Annotated in this window: 17 protein-coding genes; 3 read left to right on the top strand and 14 right to left on the bottom strand. The window is 73.5% G+C overall.

Going from position 1 to position 19,337, the window contains the following annotated elements; genetic code table 11:
* Nucleotides 1-2 precede the first annotated feature (2 nt).
* The 7 genes from ACOJUI_RS05170 to ACOJUI_RS05140 all read right to left on the bottom strand — a co-directional run bounded on the left by ACOJUI_RS05170 (nucleotide 3) and on the right by ACOJUI_RS05140 (nucleotide 6,984).
* Entirely contained in the window at nucleotides 3-1,823 is a 1,821-nt protein-coding gene (locus tag ACOJUI_RS05170; protein ID WP_422117019.1) for a peptidoglycan D,D-transpeptidase FtsI family protein, read from the bottom strand.
* Between the two features lie 3 nt (nucleotides 1,824-1,826).
* Nucleotides 1,827-2,345 carry a hypothetical protein gene (locus ACOJUI_RS05165; protein WP_422117018.1) on the bottom strand — a complete coding sequence of 173 codons (519 nt, stop codon included), beginning with the start codon at nucleotides 2,343-2,345 and terminating at the stop codon, nucleotides 1,827-1,829.
* 1 nt (nucleotide 2,346) lies between these two features.
* Nucleotides 2,347-3,342 (bottom strand): 16S rRNA (cytosine(1402)-N(4))-methyltransferase RsmH, encoded by a 996-nt coding sequence (gene rsmH, locus ACOJUI_RS05160; RefSeq protein ID WP_422117017.1) that lies wholly within the window; start codon nucleotides 3,340-3,342, stop codon nucleotides 2,347-2,349.
* A 195-nt stretch (nucleotides 3,343-3,537) separates the two neighbouring features.
* Complete coding sequence (gene mraZ / locus ACOJUI_RS05155; RefSeq protein ID WP_422117016.1) at nucleotides 3,538-3,969, bottom strand: division/cell wall cluster transcriptional repressor MraZ; 432 nt, start codon at nucleotides 3,967-3,969, stop codon at nucleotides 3,538-3,540.
* Nucleotides 3,970-4,597: 628 nt separating this feature from the next.
* Nucleotides 4,598-5,002 carry a DUF3040 domain-containing protein gene (locus tag ACOJUI_RS05150; RefSeq protein WP_422117015.1) on the bottom strand — a complete coding sequence of 135 codons (405 nt, stop codon included), beginning with the start codon at nucleotides 5,000-5,002 and terminating at the stop codon, nucleotides 4,598-4,600.
* A 181-nt stretch (nucleotides 5,003-5,183) separates the two neighbouring features.
* Entirely contained in the window at nucleotides 5,184-6,428 is a 1,245-nt protein-coding gene (gene dinB, locus ACOJUI_RS05145; RefSeq protein WP_422117014.1) for a DNA polymerase IV, read from the bottom strand.
* A 70-nt stretch (nucleotides 6,429-6,498) separates the two neighbouring features.
* Complete coding sequence (locus tag ACOJUI_RS05140) at nucleotides 6,499-6,984, bottom strand: SAV_6107 family HEPN domain-containing protein (RefSeq protein ID WP_422117013.1); 486 nt, start codon at nucleotides 6,982-6,984, stop codon at nucleotides 6,499-6,501.
* Nucleotides 6,985-7,192: 208 nt separating this feature from the next.
* Here ACOJUI_RS05140 and ACOJUI_RS05135 point away from each other — a divergent pair, with 208 nt between their 5' ends.
* Nucleotides 7,193-8,065, top strand: coding sequence for a spermidine synthase (locus ACOJUI_RS05135; RefSeq protein ID WP_422117012.1), 873 nt, complete (start codon nucleotides 7,193-7,195; stop codon nucleotides 8,063-8,065).
* Nucleotides 8,066-8,129: 64 nt separating this feature from the next.
* Here the strand turns inward: ACOJUI_RS05135 and ACOJUI_RS05130 are convergent, their stop codons facing one another.
* The 4 genes from ACOJUI_RS05130 to yneA all read right to left on the bottom strand — a co-directional run bounded on the left by ACOJUI_RS05130 (nucleotide 8,130) and on the right by yneA (nucleotide 13,058).
* Nucleotides 8,130-8,333: a cold-shock protein gene (locus tag ACOJUI_RS05130; RefSeq protein WP_096164087.1), complete on the bottom strand. Its 204-nt coding sequence runs from the start codon at nucleotides 8,331-8,333 to the stop codon at nucleotides 8,130-8,132.
* 265 nt (nucleotides 8,334-8,598) lie between these two features.
* Entirely contained in the window at nucleotides 8,599-9,576 is a 978-nt protein-coding gene (locus ACOJUI_RS05125; RefSeq protein WP_422117011.1) for a PAC2 family protein, read from the bottom strand.
* A 2,578-nt stretch (nucleotides 9,577-12,154) separates the two neighbouring features.
* Nucleotides 12,155-12,637, bottom strand: coding sequence for a transcriptional regulator NrdR (nrdR, locus tag ACOJUI_RS05120; protein ID WP_422117010.1), 483 nt, complete (start codon nucleotides 12,635-12,637; stop codon nucleotides 12,155-12,157).
* 28 nt (nucleotides 12,638-12,665) lie between these two features.
* Nucleotides 12,666-13,058: a cell division suppressor protein YneA gene (gene yneA, locus ACOJUI_RS05115; protein ID WP_422117009.1), complete on the bottom strand. Its 393-nt coding sequence runs from the start codon at nucleotides 13,056-13,058 to the stop codon at nucleotides 12,666-12,668.
* 170 nt (nucleotides 13,059-13,228) lie between these two features.
* Between yneA and lexA the strand changes: the two genes are divergently transcribed.
* A complete protein-coding gene (lexA, locus tag ACOJUI_RS05110; protein WP_422117008.1) occupies nucleotides 13,229-13,924 on the top strand; it encodes a transcriptional repressor LexA in 696 nt (231 codons plus the stop codon).
* 162 nt (nucleotides 13,925-14,086) lie between these two features.
* On the opposite strand, the gene ACOJUI_RS05105 is transcribed toward lexA, so the two are convergent.
* Both ACOJUI_RS05105 and hflX read right to left on the bottom strand, forming a co-directional pair.
* Entirely contained in the window at nucleotides 14,087-16,111 is a 2,025-nt protein-coding gene (locus ACOJUI_RS05105) for an ATP-dependent DNA helicase (protein WP_422117007.1), read from the bottom strand.
* A gap of 35 nt (nucleotides 16,112-16,146) precedes the next feature.
* The gene (gene hflX / locus ACOJUI_RS05100) at nucleotides 16,147-17,694 is read right to left on the bottom strand and encodes a GTPase HflX (RefSeq protein WP_422117006.1); all 1,548 of its coding nucleotides are present in this window, start codon (nucleotides 17,692-17,694) and stop codon (nucleotides 16,147-16,149) included.
* A gap of 144 nt (nucleotides 17,695-17,838) precedes the next feature.
* Between hflX and ACOJUI_RS05095 the strand changes: the two genes are divergently transcribed.
* Nucleotides 17,839-18,453, top strand: coding sequence for a class I SAM-dependent methyltransferase (locus ACOJUI_RS05095; RefSeq protein ID WP_422117005.1), 615 nt, complete (start codon nucleotides 17,839-17,841; stop codon nucleotides 18,451-18,453).
* Between the two features lie 27 nt (nucleotides 18,454-18,480).
* Here the strand turns inward: ACOJUI_RS05095 and dapF are convergent, their stop codons facing one another.
* Entirely contained in the window at nucleotides 18,481-19,329 is an 849-nt protein-coding gene (gene dapF / locus ACOJUI_RS05090; protein WP_422117004.1) for a diaminopimelate epimerase, read from the bottom strand.
* Nucleotides 19,330-19,337 lie beyond the last annotated feature (8 nt).

The raw sequence follows: 19,337 nt of genomic DNA, 5'->3' as shown, positions 1-19,337 counted from the left end.
GCTCACCACTCGTCCGCGAGCTCGCGACCGGGCTGGCCGGTCGGTGCGATGCTCTGGTTCTGCAGGGCGAAGGTGGTCAGCTCGGAGAAGGCGGGGCCGGCGGCGCGGCTGCCGGAGACGAAGGAGTTCAGGCCGAACAGGTACACGCCGATCACGATCTCGGGGTCGTCCGCGGGGGCGAAGCCGATGAAGGAGGAGGTGTAGGTGCCGTCGCCGACCTGGGCGGTGCCGGACTTGCCGGCCACCGCGTACCCGGTCACGCTCGCCCCGGAGACGCCGTCCTCGACCGCGTTGTCCATCAGCTCGCGCATCGTGGTGGCGGTCTCGGAGGAGACCACGCGGGTGCTCGCGGGCTCGCCGAGGGGGCGCACGGTGCCGTCCTCCTGGCGGATCCCGGCGATCAGGGAGGGCTGGACGCGCACCCCGTCGTTGGCGAAGGTGCCCACGGCGGAGACCATCTGCAGGGCGTTGACGCTGTACCCCTGTCCGAAGGAGGTGGTGAAGCGGGTGCGGCCGTTCCAGTCCTCGACCGGGTGGACCGTGCCGGCGGACTCGCCCGGCAGCTGCACCCCCGTCTTCTCCCCCAGCCCGAAGGCGCGCAGGTAGTCGTAGCGGACCTGCGGGTCCAGGGTCTCGGAGATCTGCACGGTGCCGACGTTGGAGCTGTTCTTCAGCACCCCGGCCAGGGTCAGCTTCTGATCGGGGTGGGGGCGGGAGTCCTTGATCCGGTGGCCGTCGAAGTACATCTCGTAGGGGACCTCGTACTGCGAGGCGGGGGTCACGGTCCCCTCCTCGATCGCCGCGGCCATCGTGAACACCTTCCCGGTGGAGCCCGGTTCGAAGACGTTCGAGATGGAGCGGTTGCCGCGGTCCTGCTCCTCGGCGGCGCCGGGGTCGTTGGGGTCGTAGGTGGGGTGCTCGGCGAGCGAGAGCACCTCGCCGGTCCGGGCGTTGTAGACCACGGCGCTGCCGCCGGTCGCCCCGTGCTGCTCGACGGCGCCCGCGACGATCTGCTGCGCCTTCCACTGCAGGTCCCGGTCGATGGTGAGCACGACATCGCTGCCGTCGACAGCGGGGGTGGTCTCCTGCGAGCCGGTGGGGATGATCTGTCCGCCGCTGCCGCGCTCGTAGGTGGTCTTGCCGTCGACGCCGCGCAGCTGCTCGTCGAAGGAGAGCTCGGTGCCGGCCAGGGCGGTGCCGTCGGCGCCGACGAAGCCGAGGATGTTGCCGCCGACGGACCCCGCCGGGTAGATGCGGTCGGCCACGGGGTCCGCCCCGATGCCGGGGATCTTCAGCGCGATCGCCGCGTCGCGCACCTCGGGCTCGACGTTCTTCAGCAGGTAGACGAAGCCCCGCTCGCCGGTGAGCTTCTCCGCGGTCTCGCTCTCGGACCAGCCCAGCACCGGGGCGAGCTCCTTGGCGGCGGCCGCGACGCCCTTGACCTCGGCGGTCTCGGAGTTCTTGAGGTGCTCGACGACCTGGCGCTGGTTGACCCAGATGTCGTAGCGCTTGACGGAGCTGGCCAGCACCGTGCCGTTGCGGTCGAGGATCTCCCCGCGCAGCGCGGGGATGGTGCGCGAGACGGTGCGCTGGGCGATCGCCTCCTCCGCGCGGGCGCTCGCGTCCAGTCCCTGCACCCAGATCAGCCGGCCGGACAGGGCGAGCACGGCGACCATGATCAGGGTGATCAGCAGGCGGTGGCGGGTGGCGGGGTTGCCCACCCGGGCCTGCGGGAGCCGCAGCTGCGGCCCGGCCGGCTGCGGGCGCCGACCGCCGCCGGAGCGGGTCGGGCGCGCGGAACCGCTCCTGCGCGATGACGCCATCGGTCAGGCCCCCTCGTTGCCCATGCCGTGGTAGGCGGTGGGCTCGTCGTAGATCTGGGCGGGTGGCACGGCGACCTCGGCGGGCACCGGAGCCAGCTCCGCGATGCCCCCAGTCTGCGCCGCCGGGGACGTCTCGCCGATGATCTCGCCCGTGTCGAGGTCGATGTAGGCCGGATCCGACACCGGGACCATGCCGATCTCGCGCGCCTGGCGCTCGAGCTCCTGCGGGGTGCCGAGGCGCTCGTTGGTCTGGGCCAGCCCCTGGCGCTCCTCAGTCAGCCGCTGGGACTGCCCCTGCAGCCGGGTGATCTCGTAGCTCGCGTCGGACATCTGGATGTTCATGAACAGCAGCGCGGCGAGGGTGGCGGCGACGATGAGGGTGCACAGCATCGTGAACGGCAGCGAGCCGCGCGAGGTCGCCGGGGCGGCGACGACGGTCAGGCGCGGCGCGGCAGCGGTGGTCGGCGTCGCCTTGCGGACAGGGCGGACCGCGGGGGCATGAACGGCGGAGGTGCTGGCCATCTCAGTGAGTTCTCTCGGCGGGTCGGGTACGGGTCAGTGCGCGCAGCCGGACCGAGGCGGCGCGCGGGTTGCCCCCGCGCTCCGACTCGTCGGCCTGGAACGCGCCGCGCACGAGCGGCGCGAAGGAGGGCTTGTGCTCCTCGAGCTCGACCGGGAGTCCCGGAGGCGCCGAGGACCGGGTGCGGCGGGTGAAGGCGGTCTTGACCAGACGGTCCTCGCCCGAGTGGTAGGACTCCACGACGATGCGGCCGCCGACGTGGAGGCAGTCCAGCGCGGACTCGATGGCCGCGGCGAGGATCTCGAGCTCCTCGTTGACGGCGATCCGCAGCGCCTGGAAGGTGCGCTTGGCGGGGTGCCCGCCGCTGGCCTTGGAGGCCGCGGGGATCGCCCGGTCCAGCAGCTCGACCAGCTCGCCGCTGCGGGTCAGCGGCGCGGTCTCGCGCTGCTCGACGATGCGGCGCGCGATCCGCCGGGCGAAGCGCTCGTCGCCGAGCTCGTGGAGGAGCCGGGAGAGCTCCGCCTCCGGCAGGTCGCGCAGGAGGTCCGCGGCGGTGGGGCCGTCGGAGGAGGTGTCCATGCGCATGTCCAGGGGGGCGTCCACGGAGTAGGAGAAGCCGCGGTCGGCGGTGTCGATCTGGAAGCTGGACAGTCCCAGGTCCATCATCACGCCGTGCGCGCCGTCCAGGCCCAGATCCTCGAGGACCTCGGGGATCTGGTCGTAGGTGGCGTGGACCAGGGTGGCGCGCTCGCCAACTCCCTCGCGGTCCAGTCGCTGCCGGGCGAGGTCGAGAGCCTGGGGGTCCCGGTCGATGCCGATCAGGCGGGCCTGCGGGGCGGCCTGGAGGACGGCGGCGGCGTGGCCGCCCATGCCGAGGGTGGCGTCGATGTGGATCGCGCCGGGCTGCTGGAGCGCCGGGGCCAGGAGGTCGACGGAGGTGGCGAGCAGGACCGGGACGTGCCGATCCTCCGCCGGCAGTCCGTGCTGCGCCTGCTCCATGTGCCCCCCTGACTGACTGCGTTCTCTCGTGTGCTGCGTGCGGCGATCCGGGCGCCGCGCCCCGATGCGGCGGTGCGGGTCCTCCGCGGTGCCGTCCTGTCAGATTCCTCGTCGTTCCCGACCCGCCACCGGGGAAGTTGCGTCGGGGCGGGAACGACGAGAGGTCTCACAGGACGGAGGTCCTCGGGGTCGGGCTCAGAACAGGCCGGGGATCACTTCCTCGGAGGTCTCGGCGAACCCTTCCTCCTTCTGCTCCAGATAGGTCTCCCAGGCCGGGAGCGACCAGATCTCGAGCCGGTCGAGGGCGCCGATGACCGCGCATTCCCGGTCCAGGCCCGCATAGGTGCGCAGGTGGCTCGGGATGGTGATGCGGCCCTGCTTGTCCGGGATGACATCCTCCGCGCCGGAGAGCAGCACCCGCAGGTAGTCGCGGGTGCGCCGATCGGTGGTGGGCGCCCGACGGGCGTCCTCGAGCTTCTGGCGGAACTCGATGAGCGGGTACACGGCGATGCAGTGCTCCTGTCCACGAGTCATGACCAGTCCCGAGGCGAGCTCGTCGCGGAACTTCGCCGGGAAGATCAGGCGGCCCTTCTCGTCGAGCTTGGGCGTGAAGGTGCCGAGGAACATCCACGCCCTCCTTCACCTGCCGCCGTTCGCGATCCGGAACCCCTCTCCTCCCAACGCGCTCCACTTTACCCCACTACTCCCCACCGGAAGCCACACTTCGCGGCATCCGCCGCCCTGCGATGTCGATCACCGCAGGTCACGGTGGTGGGGCGAGGTGGAGGGGATTCGGTGGAGACGGGGTGGGCAGCCTGCACATCCCGGACAGCGGCGGCCCCGGAACGGGGCCGTGGCCACCGGCCTTCCGACGACCGTGCAGGTCAGGACCCGGACCGAGACGCTCGAGCCGGTGTGGGGAGGACGGTGCAGGGGCGGCGGGGGCGGTGGTGGAGGGAGGTGGGGAATCGTCCGCCGACGGCGGCGCGGGAGCGCTGCGGGCGGCACGGGAGCGCTGCCGGTGGCGCCCTCGTCGCCCGCCTCCGGAGCGCTGTCGGGCACGGGCGGGCAGGCCGTCGGCACGGGCGGCGCGGCCAGGTCGGCACGGGCGTCAAGGCCAGGCCGGCACCGGGCTCCGGGCTGCGGGCTGCGGGCTGCGGGCTGCGGGCTCCGGACATGACGATGCCCCGGCTCGAGGGAGCCGGGGCATCGGAGGTCGTGGAGGCGGCGGGGACCGCGCGGGATCAGCCGGGGATCACAGGCGGGGGTCGTCGCCGGCGCGCTTCTCCCAACGCTCCTCCATCTTGTTCAGGAAGGTTCCGCTGCGATCGCCCTGCGGCGCGCTGGGGCCGCGCGGGCCCGCTCCGCCGCCGCCACCGCCGGATCCCTTCGAGGGCCCACCGGGGGTGGTCACCGCGTAGATCGCCCCGGCCAGCATGCCGAGGAAGGCGATCACGCCGAGCCATACGGCGGGCAGGGACACGGCGAGCACCAGCACGCCCAGCCCCACCACCACGGCACCCAGGCCGATGACGATGCGGCGACCGCTCCGGCGCGGCGGAGCGTTCGGTGCGAAAGCGCGCGCGAGGCGCGGATCATCAGCGAAGAGCTGGCGTTCCATCTCGTCGAGCATCTTCTGCTCGTGCTCAGACAGCGGCATGGTCCCGCTCCTTACCCCGTCCTCTCGCGCCGGTCGGCGCCCCATCCACCGGTCGAGGATCCGTGGCCCTCGTCGGCGATTGCTCCAGTTTAGAGCGAGATCCTGAGTTATGGGAACCGTCCGCGCACGGCATCACAGCGGGGGTACGAGCGGACCGCGCAACGGGTGCGTCATGCCGGATTCAGCCCTCGTCGGGCGCGGGCCGGGCGGCGGTGCGCTGCGCCCCGTCGGGGGCCGGCCCCAGCGTCGATCCGCGGCTCAGGGTGCCGGCCCCGAAGCGGTCCACGGCGCGGTCCATCGCGGCCTCCAGGTCCGCCCAGCCGGCCGACCGGGCGGTCAGCTCGGACTGCACCGGCATCCCCGCCGCGGTCTCCAGGTGGGTCACCCGCACCCCGGCGAGCCGGACCCGGCGCATCCGCTCGCGCTCCCGCTCCCACAGCGCCACCACCTGCTCCCGCAGCCGCTCCCCGCTCGCGGTGTGGTGATCCAGGGTGGAGGAGCGGGTGATGGTGGTGCCGTCGGGGCTGCGCAGCTTCAGCACCACCGTGCGCGCCACGAGCCGGCTGCGGCGCAGCTGCCGGGCCACGTCGTCGGCCATCAGCGTGATGCGGCGCCGCACCTCCGCGGGATCGGTGAGGTCCTCGTCCCAGGTGCGCTCGGTGCCCAGGGACCGGTCCTTGACCAGGCGGCCCAGCCCGGTGCGATCGCTGCCGTCCGCCAGGCGGGCCACCTCCGCGGCACGAGGCCCCAGTGCGCGCGCCAGGGTGGTGACCGGGACGTCGCGCAGCTGCCCCACCCGGTGCGCCCCGATGCGCTCCAGGGCCGCCTGCGCCTTCGGGCCGATGCCGGAGATCACCGAGACCGGCAGCGGGGCCAGGAACTCCGCCGTGCGGGCGGCGGGGACGATGAGCATGCCGTCGGGCTTGGCCTGCGCCGAGGCGATCTTGGCGACGGCGCGGGAGACCGAGCCGCCCACCGAGCTGGGCAGGCCGAGCTGCTCGCGGATCTGCCGGCGCAGCAGGGCGGCGATCTCCTCGGGGGTGCCGAACAGGCGGCGCGCCCCGCGCACGTCGAGGAAGGCCTCGTCGACGCTGATCTGCTCGATGTCGGCCACGACGGTGCCGAGCAGCTCCATCACCTGCGCCGAGACGCGCCGGTACTCGTCCATCCGGGGCGGGACGATGACGAGGTCCGGGGCCAGCCGACGGGCGGTCGCCATCGGCATCGCCGAGCGGATGCCGCGGGTGCGGGCCGGATAGCTGGCCGCGGCGACCACGCCGCGCGATCCCCCGCCGCCGACCACGACGGGCAGGCCCTGCAGGGAGGGGTCGTCGCGCACCTCGATGGAGGCGAAGAAGGCATCCATGTCCAGATGCAGGATCCAGGGGATCTCGCCCCTACCGCCGGCGTCGCCGTCTGCGTCCATCGACACCTCCCTCGAGGCCGCACTGTACTCGGATCCCCGCCGGGTCCGTCCCCCGGTCGGGTGGCTCGGCTCAGCGCGGCGTGCTGAGATCGGCGAGATGCGAGGGAAGGTCCTCGACGAGCTGCCGAGCCACCCGGTCCAGGTGGCGCTCGGTGTCCTCGAGGTGGCGGCGCAGCAGCTGCGGGTCCGGCAGCGCCGAGCCGTCCCGGTCCAGCCGCATGCGCTCGGCCACCAGCGGAGCCAGGCTCTCGGCGCGTTCGGCGTCCTCGCCGCCGAGCCGGCCCAGAGCGGTCCAGACGTTCAGCGGGAGCTTCCGCCGCCGGTCGCGATTGGCCCGGGCCACCAGCACCCCGGCGCCGCGCAGCGCGGCCCGGTGCACCAGCTCGAAGGCCTCACGGGGATCGACGGCGGCCATGGCCCGGCCCTGCCGCAGCAGGTCCCGGGCCCGCTCCAGGTCGGCCTGGTCCTGATCCAGCCGGGCCAGGCGCAGCCGCATCCCCCGCGCTTCGGCGGAGAGCGTCGCGGGGCGTCGGCGGTGGGACGTCGTGGGGGTCATCGGGCTCCTCCTCCTGCTGCGCGGTGGGCGGATGCTGCCTCGCCCTCGTACCGTGAACGCTAGGCGCGGGGTCCGACAGACGAGCCCGCGGCCGCCGCGCTGGGGACGCGGGCGGAGGGAGGAGGACCCGTCGATCGGCGGCCCGGCGGCGGCGTCCGGCAGCGGAGGCCGGCAGCGGACGCCGACGGTGATCTCCTAGAGTGGGCGGATGTCCCGCCGCGACCGCGCGCGCCCCGCGCCCTTCGAGCAGCTCGGCCCGCTCGACACCCCCATCCCCATCTCCACCGGCACCGCCCGTCTGAGCGTGGAGAACGACGGCTCCGTGCTGGTGGAAATCAACGGCGTCCCCTCCTCGCATCTCCACCCGGACCCGCAGCACCTGGTGTTCGAGTACATGCGGTGGATGCTGCTGGTGATCGATCGCCACCTCGAGGCGCGGCCCGAGCCGAGCCCGGGCGCGGAGCGCTCCGCGTCGGCCCCGCAGATCGCCCACCTCGGGGGCGGGGGCTGCTCGCTGCCGCGCGCGATCGCCGCCCGCCACCCCCGCTCGCGCCAGATCGTCGTCGAGATCGACGAGCTGCTCGCCCAGCAGGTGCGCACCTGGTTCGACCTGCCGCGCTCCCCGCAGCTGCGGCTGCGGATCGACGACGCGCTCGGGGCGCTGGCCTCATGGCGGGAGGACCGCTTCGACGTGCTGGTGCGCGACGTGTTCGCCGGCTCCACCACCCCGGTCGAGCTGACCGGGCGCGAGGCCGCCGGCCACGCCGCCCGGGTGCTGCGCAGCGACGGGATCTATCTGGCCAACTGCGCGGCCCCGCCCGGGAGCGGGCTGATGGCGGACGAGGTGGCGACCCTGTCCTCGGTGTTCGCCCACGTCGGCGTCATCGCCGAGCCGGCCCATCTGACGGGCAAGCGGCGCGGGAACTGCGTGCTAATCGCGTCCCAGCACGCCCTGCCCGAGGGTGTGGATCGGGCCCTGCGCTCGGACGCGGTGTCGGTGCGGCTGGCACAGCCCTCGCAGGTGGAGGCGCTCGCCCGGGCCGGCCGGATCCTGGGCCAGGGCGCCGGGACCAGTCCCTGACGACGACGAACCGGGCAGGAGCGCGATGCTCCTGCCCGGTTCGTGAGATCACGGGATTCCGCGGTCAGAGAGGGCGGACCTGCTCGGCCTGCGGCCCCTTGTCCCCCTGGGTGACCTCGAACTCCACACGCTGACCCTCGTCGAGGGCGCGGTAGCCGTCCATGTCGATCTTGCTGTGATGCACGAAGACGTCAGCGCCGCCTCCGTCGATCTCGATGAATCCGAAGCCCTTTTCGGCGTTGAACCACTTGACCGAGCCCTGTGCCATACCTGTCACCTTCTGTGTCGTCCATCATCGATCGCACGACGCGATCGCGGTGCGTGATGCCATCCCCCGCCGGAACGGGTATCGGATGCCGTACTGCTGTGCTCGCGCACCATGGACGGACTGCCCTGCTGGACCTGCATCACCGCAACACCGTCATTCTGTCATGACCGTGGCCCGGTTCACAGGCAGTTCGCCGAGACCGGATCACGAAGAGATAACGAACACCGTCGGACGAGGGGTCGGGACGCCTGCGCATCGGCCACCCTCAGCGCTCCGGCGGGTCCTCGGGTCCGTCCGCGTCGCGGTCGGCGAGGAAGCGCTCGAAGTGCTCGCCGATCTCGTCCGCCGTCGGCAGATCCATCGTCGTCGCCAGCGGCGAACGGTCCTCGCCCTCGCTCATCGCGTCGTACTGCTCCTCGAGGGCGGTGACGATCTGGGTCACTTCGGCGTTCTGGGCCAGGGTCCCCTGCAGCGCGACCGTGGCCGCATCGGTGAGATCCCCCAGGTGCACCAGCGGCAGGTCGAGCTCGGCGGCCTCGCTGACCCGGCGCAGCAGCGCCAGGGCCCCGGCCGGGAAGTCCGTGCGGGTCAGGTAGTGCGGGATCTGCGCGGCGTAGCCCATCGCGGGGTGCCCGGCCCGGCCCAGTCGATGCTCGAGCAGGGTGCTGAAGGCGGCGGGGATCACGATCTCCGTGGAGCCGTCGTCCTGCGACGTCGGCGCGGTGCCCGGCGCCGGACTGGGGCGGGCACCGGGCCGGCCCAGCAGGGCCGGATCGTTGGCATGGGCGAACAGGCCGATCGCGCGGGTGTGCGGCACCGCCATCGGCACCGCCTGCATGCCCACCACCCGTTCGACGCCGAAATACTCCACCAGGTCGATCAGCGCCTCGGCCAGCCGGCGCCACTGCAGGTCGGGCTCGGGGCCGTCGAGGAAGAGGAAGGGACGGTCCGCCTCGTCGTACATGAGCGACAGGGTCAGCTCGGGGACGTCCACCTCCACGAAGGAGGTGCCGTCGAAGGTCGCGTGCGGCCGGGCACCGCGGTAGTCGAGCAGCTCGTCGGTCTCGAAGGAGACCAGGCGCAGGTGCCGCAGCTCGTCCCGGAGATAGGCGGAGGCGATGCGGCACGCATTGCCGGCGTCGACCATCCCGGGCAGGGAGTGCACCAGCGTCAATCCGCCCCGGGGGACGGCCTCGAGCACCTCGGTGGACTCGAACCGGTAGAGATCTCGGGGATCGCGCATCAGGGCTCCTCCCTCGCGGTGGCTGGACGGCGGCTACCTGATGGCACGCGCATCCAGGCCCGTCCACCATAATGGACCACCGTGCCTCGCGGTCACCGGGTCCGCCCGGGTCGCGCGGCGGGAGGCTCGAGGGAACCAGGGGGCAGGTCCGTGAACGACGCTGAAGGCCAGATCGCTCGGGAGATCGCGCGGGAACAGGCGTACGCCGACCGGCTCTACTCCCGACTGGACGAGCTGATCGCGCAGGTCGAGCGCAACCTCGACCAGATCCAGGGCTCGCAGCAGGCGTCGACCCACCAGAACCGCTCCGAGCGCGACTCCTTCATGGCGCTGTACGAGGACCGGCTCGCGCTGCTGCGCTCCGTCGCCCGCAGCGTGGTGTTCGGCCGGCTCGACATGGACGACCGGGCTCGCCACTACATCGGCCGCATCGGCCTGTTCACCCCCGACCGCGAACAGCTGCTGGTGGACTGGCGCGCCCCCGCCGCGGCCGCCTTCTACCGTGCCACCAGCACCGAGCGGGCCGGGGTGCGGCTGCGCCGTCACCTGCTCAACCGGGGCCGCACCGTGGTGGGCCTGGAGGACGACGTGCTGGACCAGTCGGTGCTCGAGCACGACGCCCACGACGTGGTGCTGCAGGGAGAGGGCGCGCTGCTGGCCGCGGTCTCCGGGCAGCGCACCGGACGGATGGGCGACATCGTCGCCACCATCCAGGCCGAGCAGGACCGCATCATCCGCTCCGAGAACCGGGGCGTGCTGGTGGTCCAAGGCGGGCCCGGGACCGGCAAGACGGCCGTCGCCCTGCATCGCGCCGCGTACCTGCTGTACACGCATCGCCGACGGCTCGAGCACACCGGCGTGCTGATCATGGCCCCCACCCCCGGCTTCCTGCGCTACATCGAGCGGGTGCTGCCGAGCCTCGGCGAGTCCGGGGTGGTGATGCTGACGCCCGGCGAGCTGTTCCCGGGGGTGGCGACCTTCGAGCACGACCGCGACGAGGTCGCCCGCCTCAAGGGCGACCTCGCCATGGCGGAGCTGCTGTCCCGCGCGGTCAAGCAGCGCCAGATCGTCCCCGAGCGGGACATCCGGCTGCGGATCGACGGCACCCCGATCACGCTCACCCGCGACGCGCTCCGCAGCGCCCGCCGTGAGGCCCGCGCCACCCACAAGCCCCATAACGAGGCGCGCGCCGTCTTCGTGCGCGCGGCCATGGACCGCCTGGTGGAGAGCTACGAGAAGGCACTGCGCGCGACCGGGCACACCGTGGTGCCCGAGGACCGCCCCGACCTGCTGACGGACCTGCGCAACGATCCCGAGGTCAGGCGCCAGCTGAACCTGGCCTGGCTCCCGTACACCCCCCAGGGCTTCCTGCGCATCCTGCTGTCCCGCCCGGACCGGCTGCGGGCAGCGGCCCCGCGGGAGCTCGTGGAGCAGGTGGAGCTGCTGGTGCGGCCCAAGGACGCGGCCTGGACCGTGGAGGACATCCCGCTGCTGGACGAGGTCGCCGAGCTGCTCGGCGAGGACTCGGCGCCGGCCGCGGCGAAGGCGCGCGACGACGCCGAGCGCCGCCGGGCCGATGTCGAGTACGCCCGCTCGGTGATCGAGAACGTCGACACCTCGGGCATCATCCGCGCCGAGGACCTGGCGGACCAGGTGGGCCGGGTCCGCGACGGCCGCACGCTGGCCGAGCGCGCCTCCTCGGAGCGCAGCTGGACCTACGGGCACGTGGTGGTGGACGAGGCCCAGGAGCACTCCCCCATGAGCTGGCGGGCGCTGATGCGCCGCGCGCCCACCAAGTCCTTCACCGTGGTCGGGGACGTGGCCCAGACCTCCTCCGCGGGCGGCACCAGCTCGTGGGCGGCGGCCCTGAGCCCCTACATCCAGGACCGCCTGCAGATCGAGCACCTCACGGTCAACTACCGCACCCCCCGCCGGATCATGGACACGGCCCTGGCGATGGCCCAGGCCCACGAGCTGCCGGTCACCCCGGTCAGCTCGGTCCGCGACGGGGACCGCGACCCGCTCCTCCGGCGCACCGATCCCGAGCAGCTCGCCCGCGCCGCCGCCGAGGCGGTGGTGGCGGTGCACCAGGAGCGCCTGGGCCGGGTGGCCGTGATCGCGGCGCAGGAGCGCATCGAGGGCGTGGCGACCGCGCTGCGCGCGCAGGAGGGGATGCCGCGCGTCGGCGAGGGGCTCCGCCGGGGTGGACGACCAGATCGCGGTGATGACGGCACAGGACGCCAAGGGGCTCGAATTCGACGCGGTGGTGATCGTGGAGCCGGCCGAGCTGGTCGACGCCCACGGCGCCGGCGACCTCTACGTCGCCATGACCCGCACCACCCAGCACCTCGGGGTGGTCCACGCGCGCCCACTGCCCGCCGGCCTCACCGGCTGAGGACCCGCCGCCCGCTGCCTGCAGAACGGGATCGGCGGCCGTGGCTTCCCCTCCACGACCGCCGACCGTCCGTGCACCGCTCGGGCGCACGCGTCACATCTTATGCACTGCCCGGCGTGCTCATGCACCGCACCGCCGCAGGGCGGGTCGACCCGGTCGGGACGAAACGCGGCCGCCGTCCGCTCAGGCGGAGGGAGCAGCCGGGGCGGCCGTGCCGTCCGCGACCGCGGTGCGCAGCCGGGCGATCGCGGCCTCGAAGTCCTCGAGCGAGTCGAAGCCCTGGTAGACGCTCGCGAAGCGCAGGTACGCCACAAGATCGAGCTCCTGCAGCGGCTGCAGGATGGAAAGCCCCACCTGGTGGGCGTCGATCTCGGCGATGCCGCTGGAGCGGATGTCCTCCTCGACGCGCTGGGCAAGCAGTGCCAGCTGGTCGTCGCTGACCGGGCGGCCCTGGCAGGCCTTGCGCACCCCGGAGATCACCTTGGCCCGACTGAAGGGCTCGCTGACCCCGGAGCGCTTGACGACCGACAGGGACGCGGTCTCCGAGGTCGAGAACCGTCGCGAGCAGTTGGGGCACTGACGGCGGCGCCGAATGGTCGCGCCGTCGTCGGAGGTGCGGGAGTCGACGACGCGCGAATCGGGATGGCGGCAGAACGGGCAGTGCATCCGCCCAGGATACCGGGCGCGCCTCGGCTCAGCGTGCGCTCTCGGCCAGGGCGGGAAGCGCGATCTGCTGACCGGCGGTGACCCGGCCGGTGGGCAGGTGGTTCAGCGCGCGGACCTCGGCGACGAACTCCTGCTCGCTCATGCCCTCGGGCGCGAACTCCTCCGCGTAGGACCACAGGGTGTCCCCGGCCTCGACGGTGACGCTCACGGCCTGCTCCCCCTCGGTGCCGGCGAGGGCCGGGAGGGCGACCAGCAGCAGCACGGCGGCGGCGACCAGCAGGCCCAGCACGAAGGCGACGGCGGTGAGCACGGCGCGCCCCCGGCGGGTGAGGACGAGTCGAACGTGCGCTCGAGCAGGATCCCCGGACCGCTCCTCGCGGTGCCGCGGGAAGGGAAGAACCGTGGCGGTATCGGTGTGCATATCCGAACTCCTGTTCGATCGAATGTCTGTGCGACTGTAGCGCCATCCCGTCGCGACACGCAAGAAGAATGTCGAACACATGTTTGGCGTCCGGTGCGCGCCGCCCTATCCTGGGAGACAGGACAACGGAACCGCGAGGGTCCGACAGACGAAGCCAGGAGGCCCGCACGATGACGCCGAGCACCCCCACGCCGACCCCGGCTCGCGGCGATGCGCCGGGCATCGCTGCCTCCGCGGACCTCACCCGTCGTCAGCGGCTGATCCTGGAGACCATCAACGAGGCCGTCGCCGCCCATGGGTACCCGCCCACCATGCGCGAGATCGGCGACGCCGTGGGCCTGACCTCCTCCTCCTCGGTCGCCCACCAGCTGCAGGCCCTCGAGCGCAAGGGCTTCCTGCGCCGCGATCCCAAGCGCCCCCGGGCGATGGAGGTGGTCATGCCCGGCGCCGACGACGCGCCGGAGGCACCGGCGGTCCCGCAGATCAGCCCGAACTCGATCTCGGTGCCGCTGGTCGGCCGGATCGCCGCGGGCGTGCCGATCACCGCCGAGGAGCAGATCGAGGACGTCTTCACGCTCCCCCAGCGCCTGGTGGGCGACGGCGACCTCTTCCTGCTCCAGGTGGTCGGCGACTCCATGATCGACGCCGCCATCTGCGACGGCGACTGGGTGGTGGTGCGCTCGCAGAGCACCGCGGAGAAGGGCGAGATCGTGGCCGCGATGATCGAGGGCGAGGCCACCGTGAAGACCTTCGTGCAGCGGGACGACCACGTCTGGCTGATGCCGCACAACCCGGCCTTCGCGCCGATCCTCGGCGACCACGCCGAGATCCTCGGCAAGATCGTCGCGGTGCTGCGCTCGATCTGAGCCCGCCGGGTCCCGCTCCGGGCCCAGGGCGACCCGAGCACCGGGTGGTCGACGCGGCTCTGCGCGCCCGCGTCCGGCGCCCGCGACTCGGCGCCGCTCCTGCGCGTCCGGCGTCACCGACGCGGTGCCGGGCCTCAGCCGTCAGCGACGCACCCCCGGGCCTCAGCCGTCGGCGAGGCGGCGCAGGGCGCCGAGGGCCACCTCCGGGTCCGTGGTCGTCCACAGCGGGGGCATCGACTCCCGCAGGAAGCCCCCGTACCGGGCCGTCGAGAGCCGCGGGTCCAGCACCGCGACCATCCCCCGGTCCTGGGTGGAGCGGATCAGGCGACCGGCCCCCTGGGCCAGCAGCAGAGCGGCGTGCTGGGCGGAGATCGACATGAAGCCGTTGCCGCCGCGCTGGCCGATCCGCTCCTGCCGGGCCGCGGTCAGGGGGTCGTCGGGCCGCGGGAAGGGGATCCGGTCGATGGTGACCAGGCGCAGCGAACGGCCCGAGACGTCCACGCCCTGCCACAGGGTGAGGGTGCCGAAGAGGCTGGCGTCCTCCTCCTCGCGGAAGACGCGCACCAGGTTCGCCATGGAGTCCTCGCCCTGCACGGCGATCACCAGGTCCAGCCGTGCCCGCACGTGCTCGGCCGCGATCTCGGCGGCGCGCCGCGAGGAGAACAGGCACAGCGCTCCCCCGCCCGAGGCCTCCACCAGATCCGTCAGGTGGTCGAGCATGGCCGGTGAGGGGCCCTCCCGGCCCGGCTGCGGCAGATGGCGCGCGGTGTAGAGGATGCCCTGCCGGCGGTAGTCGAAGGGGCTGCCCACGTCGACCGCGGCCCAGGCGTTCGAGTCCGGCCGCGGCGGGAGCTCGTCGGCGCCGATCCGCGCACCGCGGGCCAGGCCCACCTCGCCGGCGGCGGGCTCGAAGCGGCCGCCCAGGGCGAGGGTGGCGGAGGTCAGCACGGCGGTGCGCTCCTCGAGGATCGCGCCGCGCATGGCGCCGGCGACGCTGAGCGGCGCCACCTGCAGGCTCGAGCGGCCGGTGGCGGCGGAGTGCGAGAGGGAGACGACGTCGTCCTCGTGGGGGGCGGCCAGGCGCTCGCAGACGTCGATGATCTCCTGCAGGTGCGCACGCACCGTCTTGCGGGCGCCGGCGGAGGTCTCCTCGCCCGCGTCCTTCGCGTCCGAGTGGGCGGTGCGGGCCTCGACCCGCAGCTGCATGACCGCATCGGCGAGGCGCTGCGGGAGATCACCGATCACGCGCCCCTCCGGCGAGAGCTCGAGCGCTTCGCGCAGCTCCTCGGCCGCATCGTCCAGCGCGGTCGCCGCGACGCCGAGGCCGCGCAGGTCCCGCACCGTGCCGCGGAGCATGCCGGGGCTGAGCACCTCGGTGACGGCGCTGGTGACCCGGCCCGACAGGTCATGGGCCTCGTCGAAGACGACCACGTCGTGCTCGGGGATGATGCCGTGCTTGTCGAAGGCGTCGATGGCCAGCAGGGCGTGGTTGGTCACCACGATGTCGACCTCGCGCGCCAGCTCCCGGCTGCGCTCGGCGAAGCAGCTCTCCACCATCGGGCAGCTGCTGCCGATACACTGGTTCCCGGTGACCGAGACCTGGCGCCAGGCCCGGTCGGAGACGGCGTCCTCGAGGGAGTCGCGGTCGCCGCTGTCGGTCTCCTCGGCCCACTCCCGCAGCCTCCGCACCTGGTCGCCGAGCCGCTCGCCGCCGCCCGCGCGGGCGGGATCGGCGGAGACCTCGGCGAACAGCGCCCCGGGGTCGATGTCGACCGGGTAGCCGCCCCCGATCTTGTGCTTGCACAGGTAGTTGGCGCGGCCCTTGAGCAGGGCGTAGGTCGGGGTGCGCGGCAGGTGCGGGGCGAGGGCCTCGACCAGGCGCGGGAGGTCCTTGCGGACGATCTGGGTCTGCAGGGCGATGGTGGCGGTGGAGATCACCACCGGGCGACCGCTGGCCAGGGCGTGCCGCAGCGCGGGCACCAGGTAGGCCAGCGACTTGCCGGTGCCGGTGCCGGCCTGCACGAGCAGGTGGCGGCCGCCCGACATGGCCAGGTCGACCGCCTCCGCCATGGTCTGCTGGCCCGTCCGGGGCGCCCCGCCGATGGCCGAGACCGCGGCGTCCATGAGGACTCCGAGGGGGACGTCGGCCGCCTTCGGGACGGCGGGGTGCTCGGTGGTGGCGGTCATCGGCTCAGCGTATCGGCGCGCCGGCCGGGGGTGGCTCAGGCCGCGCCGTGCAGCTCTGCGGCGAGCGCCTCATCCACGCGGGCGTGGAGGCGGGTGCCGCCCTCGAGGTGCTCCTCGGCGAGCACCTCGCCGCTGGTGTGCACCCGGGAGACGAGGTCCCCGCGGTCGTAGGGCACGGTCACGTCGACCTCGACCGCCGGACGCGGCAGGCGCGCGGCGATCAGGTCCCGCAGCTCGTCGATCCCCTGACCGGTGCGGGCGGAGACGACGACGGAGTCGCCGACCTGGCTGCGCAGTCGCGCGATGGTCTCGGGCTCGGCGAGGTCGGCCTTGTTCAGCACCACGATCTCGGGCACGTCGAAGCCCTCGATCTCGCCGAGCACGGTGCGCACCGCGGTGATCTGGCCCTCGGGGTCCGGATGCGAGGCGTCGACCACGTGGAGCAGCAGGTCGGAGCCGCCGACCTCCTCGAGCGTGGAGCGGAACGCCTCGACCAGCTGGGTGGGCAGGTGCCGCACGAAGCCGACGGTGTCCGCATAGGTGAACTCACGGCCGTCGGGCGTGGTGGCGCGCCGCACCGTGGGGTCGAGGGTCGCGAACAGGGCGTTCTCGACCAGCACCCCGGCGCCGGTGAGGCGGTTCAGCAGCGAGGACTTGCCGGCGTTGGTGTACCCGGCGATCGCGACGGCGGGGACCCGGTGGCGCCGGCGGTCCGCGCGCTGGGCCTCACGGCCCGGCGCCATCGCCTTGATCTCGCGGCGCAGCTTGGCCATGCGGTCGCGAATGCGCCGACGGTCCAGCTCGATCTTGGTCTCACCGGGGCCGCGCGAGCCCATGCCGGCACCCGCACCGCCCACCTGGCCGCCGGCCTGGCGGGACATCGACTCGCCCCAGCCGCGCAGACGCGGCAGCAGGTACTCGAGCTGCGCCAGCTCGACCTGCGCCTTGCCCTCGCGGGACTTGGCGTGCTGGGCGAAGATGTCCAGGATCAGCGCGGTGCGGTCGATGACCTTGACCTTGACGATGTCCTCGAGCGCGCGGCGCTGGCCGGGGCCGAGCTCGCCGTCGGCGATCACGGTGTCCGCGCCCTTGGCGGCGACGATCTCGGCCAGCTCGGCCGCCTTGCCCTTGCCGAGGAAGGTCGCGGGATCCGGATGGGCACGGCGCTGGAGCACGCCGTCGAGCACCTCGGAGCCAGCGGTCTCGGCGAGGGCGGCGAGCTCGATCAGGCTGGTCTCGGCCTCGTCGGCGTTGCCGGAGGTGTACAGGCCGGCGAGCACCACGCGCTCCAGGCGCAGCTGTCGGTACTCGACCTCGGAGACGTCCTCGAGCTCGGTGGAGAGCCCGGCGACGCGACGCAGCGCCTGGCGGTCGGCCAGGTCGTACTGCTCGCCGTCGGACTCGCCGGCGAAGGTGGTCGAGGGAGCGGCGGCGTCGCCGCGGGCGAGGATGCGCTCGGTCAGGGCGTCGCCGGAGCGGGCACCGGGTGCCGTCGGTGAGTCCTCCACGGCCCCGGTTCCTCCCGTGGTGGTCCCGTCGACGTCGGCGTCGGAGGCGGGTTCGGGATGGAAGGCGATGGGCACGATCGGGGTACTCCTTGCGTCGGCTGCTGCGGTCGTCCCAGAATCCCACGCAAAGCCTCGCGGGTCGAGGGGTTTTGCGCACGGCGGATTCCGGCGCGCCTCGCCGACGGTGTCCGGCCCCGGCCGACTCCGTATCCTTTCGGGGTGGACGAGCACTACTTCACCCCTTCCCCTTCGACCGAGGACCGCCGCTTCCCGCTGCGGGTGCAGCTCGCGGGCCGCCGTCTGGACCTGGTCTCGAGCGCCTCGGTCTTCAGCGGGCACGGCCTGGACAAGGGGACGGCGGTGCTGCTGGACCGGCTGGACGTGGTGACGGAGCCGCCGGCGCAGGCCAGGATCCTGGACCTGGGCTCCGGCTGGGGCCCGATCGCACTCAGCGCGGCGCTGCTGCATCCCCGGGCGGAGGTGTGGGCGGTCGACGTCAGCGAGCGCGCCCGGGAGCTCACGGCCGAGAACGCGCGGCGCGCGGGGGTCACCACGGTGCACGTGGCCGCCCCGGAGGAGGTGCCCGCCGATCTCGCCTTCGATGCGATCTGGTCCAACCCGCCGGTCCGGATCGGCAAGCCGGCCCTGCAGGCGCTGCTGCTGCACTGGATCGCGCGGCTGCGGCCCGAGGGGACGGCCGCCCTGGTGGTGGGGAAGAACCTGGGCGCGGACCCGCTCGCGCGCCACCTCGCTGAGCAGCTGCCGGAGCGTCCGGTCGCGAAGGTCGCGAGCGCGAAGGGCTTCCGGGTGCTCGAGGTGGGGCCGGTCGGCTGAGGCCCGCAGGGCTCGCGCCGCGCGGGCTCAGGCGGTGGTGGTGCCGTCGGCGACCAGCTGCGCCGGTCCGCTGAGGGTGACCTCGCCGTCCGCGGTCCAGCCCACCTGCAGGCGCCCGCCGGGCACGTCCACGGTCCACGGTGCGCGCGAGTCGTCGCCGGCGCGCAGGGCCGCGGCGACCGCGGTGGCGGCGACGCCGGTGCCGCAGGAGCGGGTCTCCCCCACGCCGCGCTCGTGCACCCGCATCGCCACGTGCCGCTCGCCGCGCACGCTCACCAGCTCGATGTTCGCCCCGCCCGCGGGCTCGGGGTCGAGCACCGGCCGCCGGCCGAGGTCGAGCTGCTCGAGCGCCACCTCGGCAGGCAGGAACGCGACGGCATGGGGGTTGCCCATGTCGACGTCGGTGACCTCGAGGCGGTGCCCGGCGATCTCGACGGTGCGGGCCCCGGCGGTCACGCGGGGGTTCCCCATGCCCACCCGCACGTGCCAGGGTGCGCCCTCGGCGGCGGGGCGCTCGAGGATCTCCACCGTGCGCGCCCCGGCCCGGGTGAGCACCGCGAAGCGGTCCGCGCTGACGTGACCGGCGCGCTGCAGGTGCGCGGCGAGCACGCGCACCCCGTTGCCGCACATCTCGGCGATCGAGCCGTCGGCGTTGCGGTAGTCCATGAACCATTCGGGCGCATCGGCCGGCGCCCCGATCCCGGCGCTGCGGGAGCGGACGGCGCGGATCACGCCGTCGCCGCCGATGCCGGCGCGGCGGTCGGCGAGCGCCGCGACGGTGGCGGCGTCCAGGTCCAGGTCTCCGTCGGGGTCGTCCAGCACCACGAAGTCGTTCTCGGTCCCGTGGCCCTTGGTGAAGGTGATGCGCTCGCTCATGGTGGCGA

This window comes from Brachybacterium sp. UNK5269 (genome assembly GCF_049266655.1).
Taxonomy (GTDB): Bacteria; Actinomycetota; Actinomycetes; order Actinomycetales; family Dermabacteraceae; genus Brachybacterium.
The sequence above is the reverse complement of the archived record's forward strand: the minus strand, read 5'-3'. Positions and strand labels throughout refer to the sequence as shown.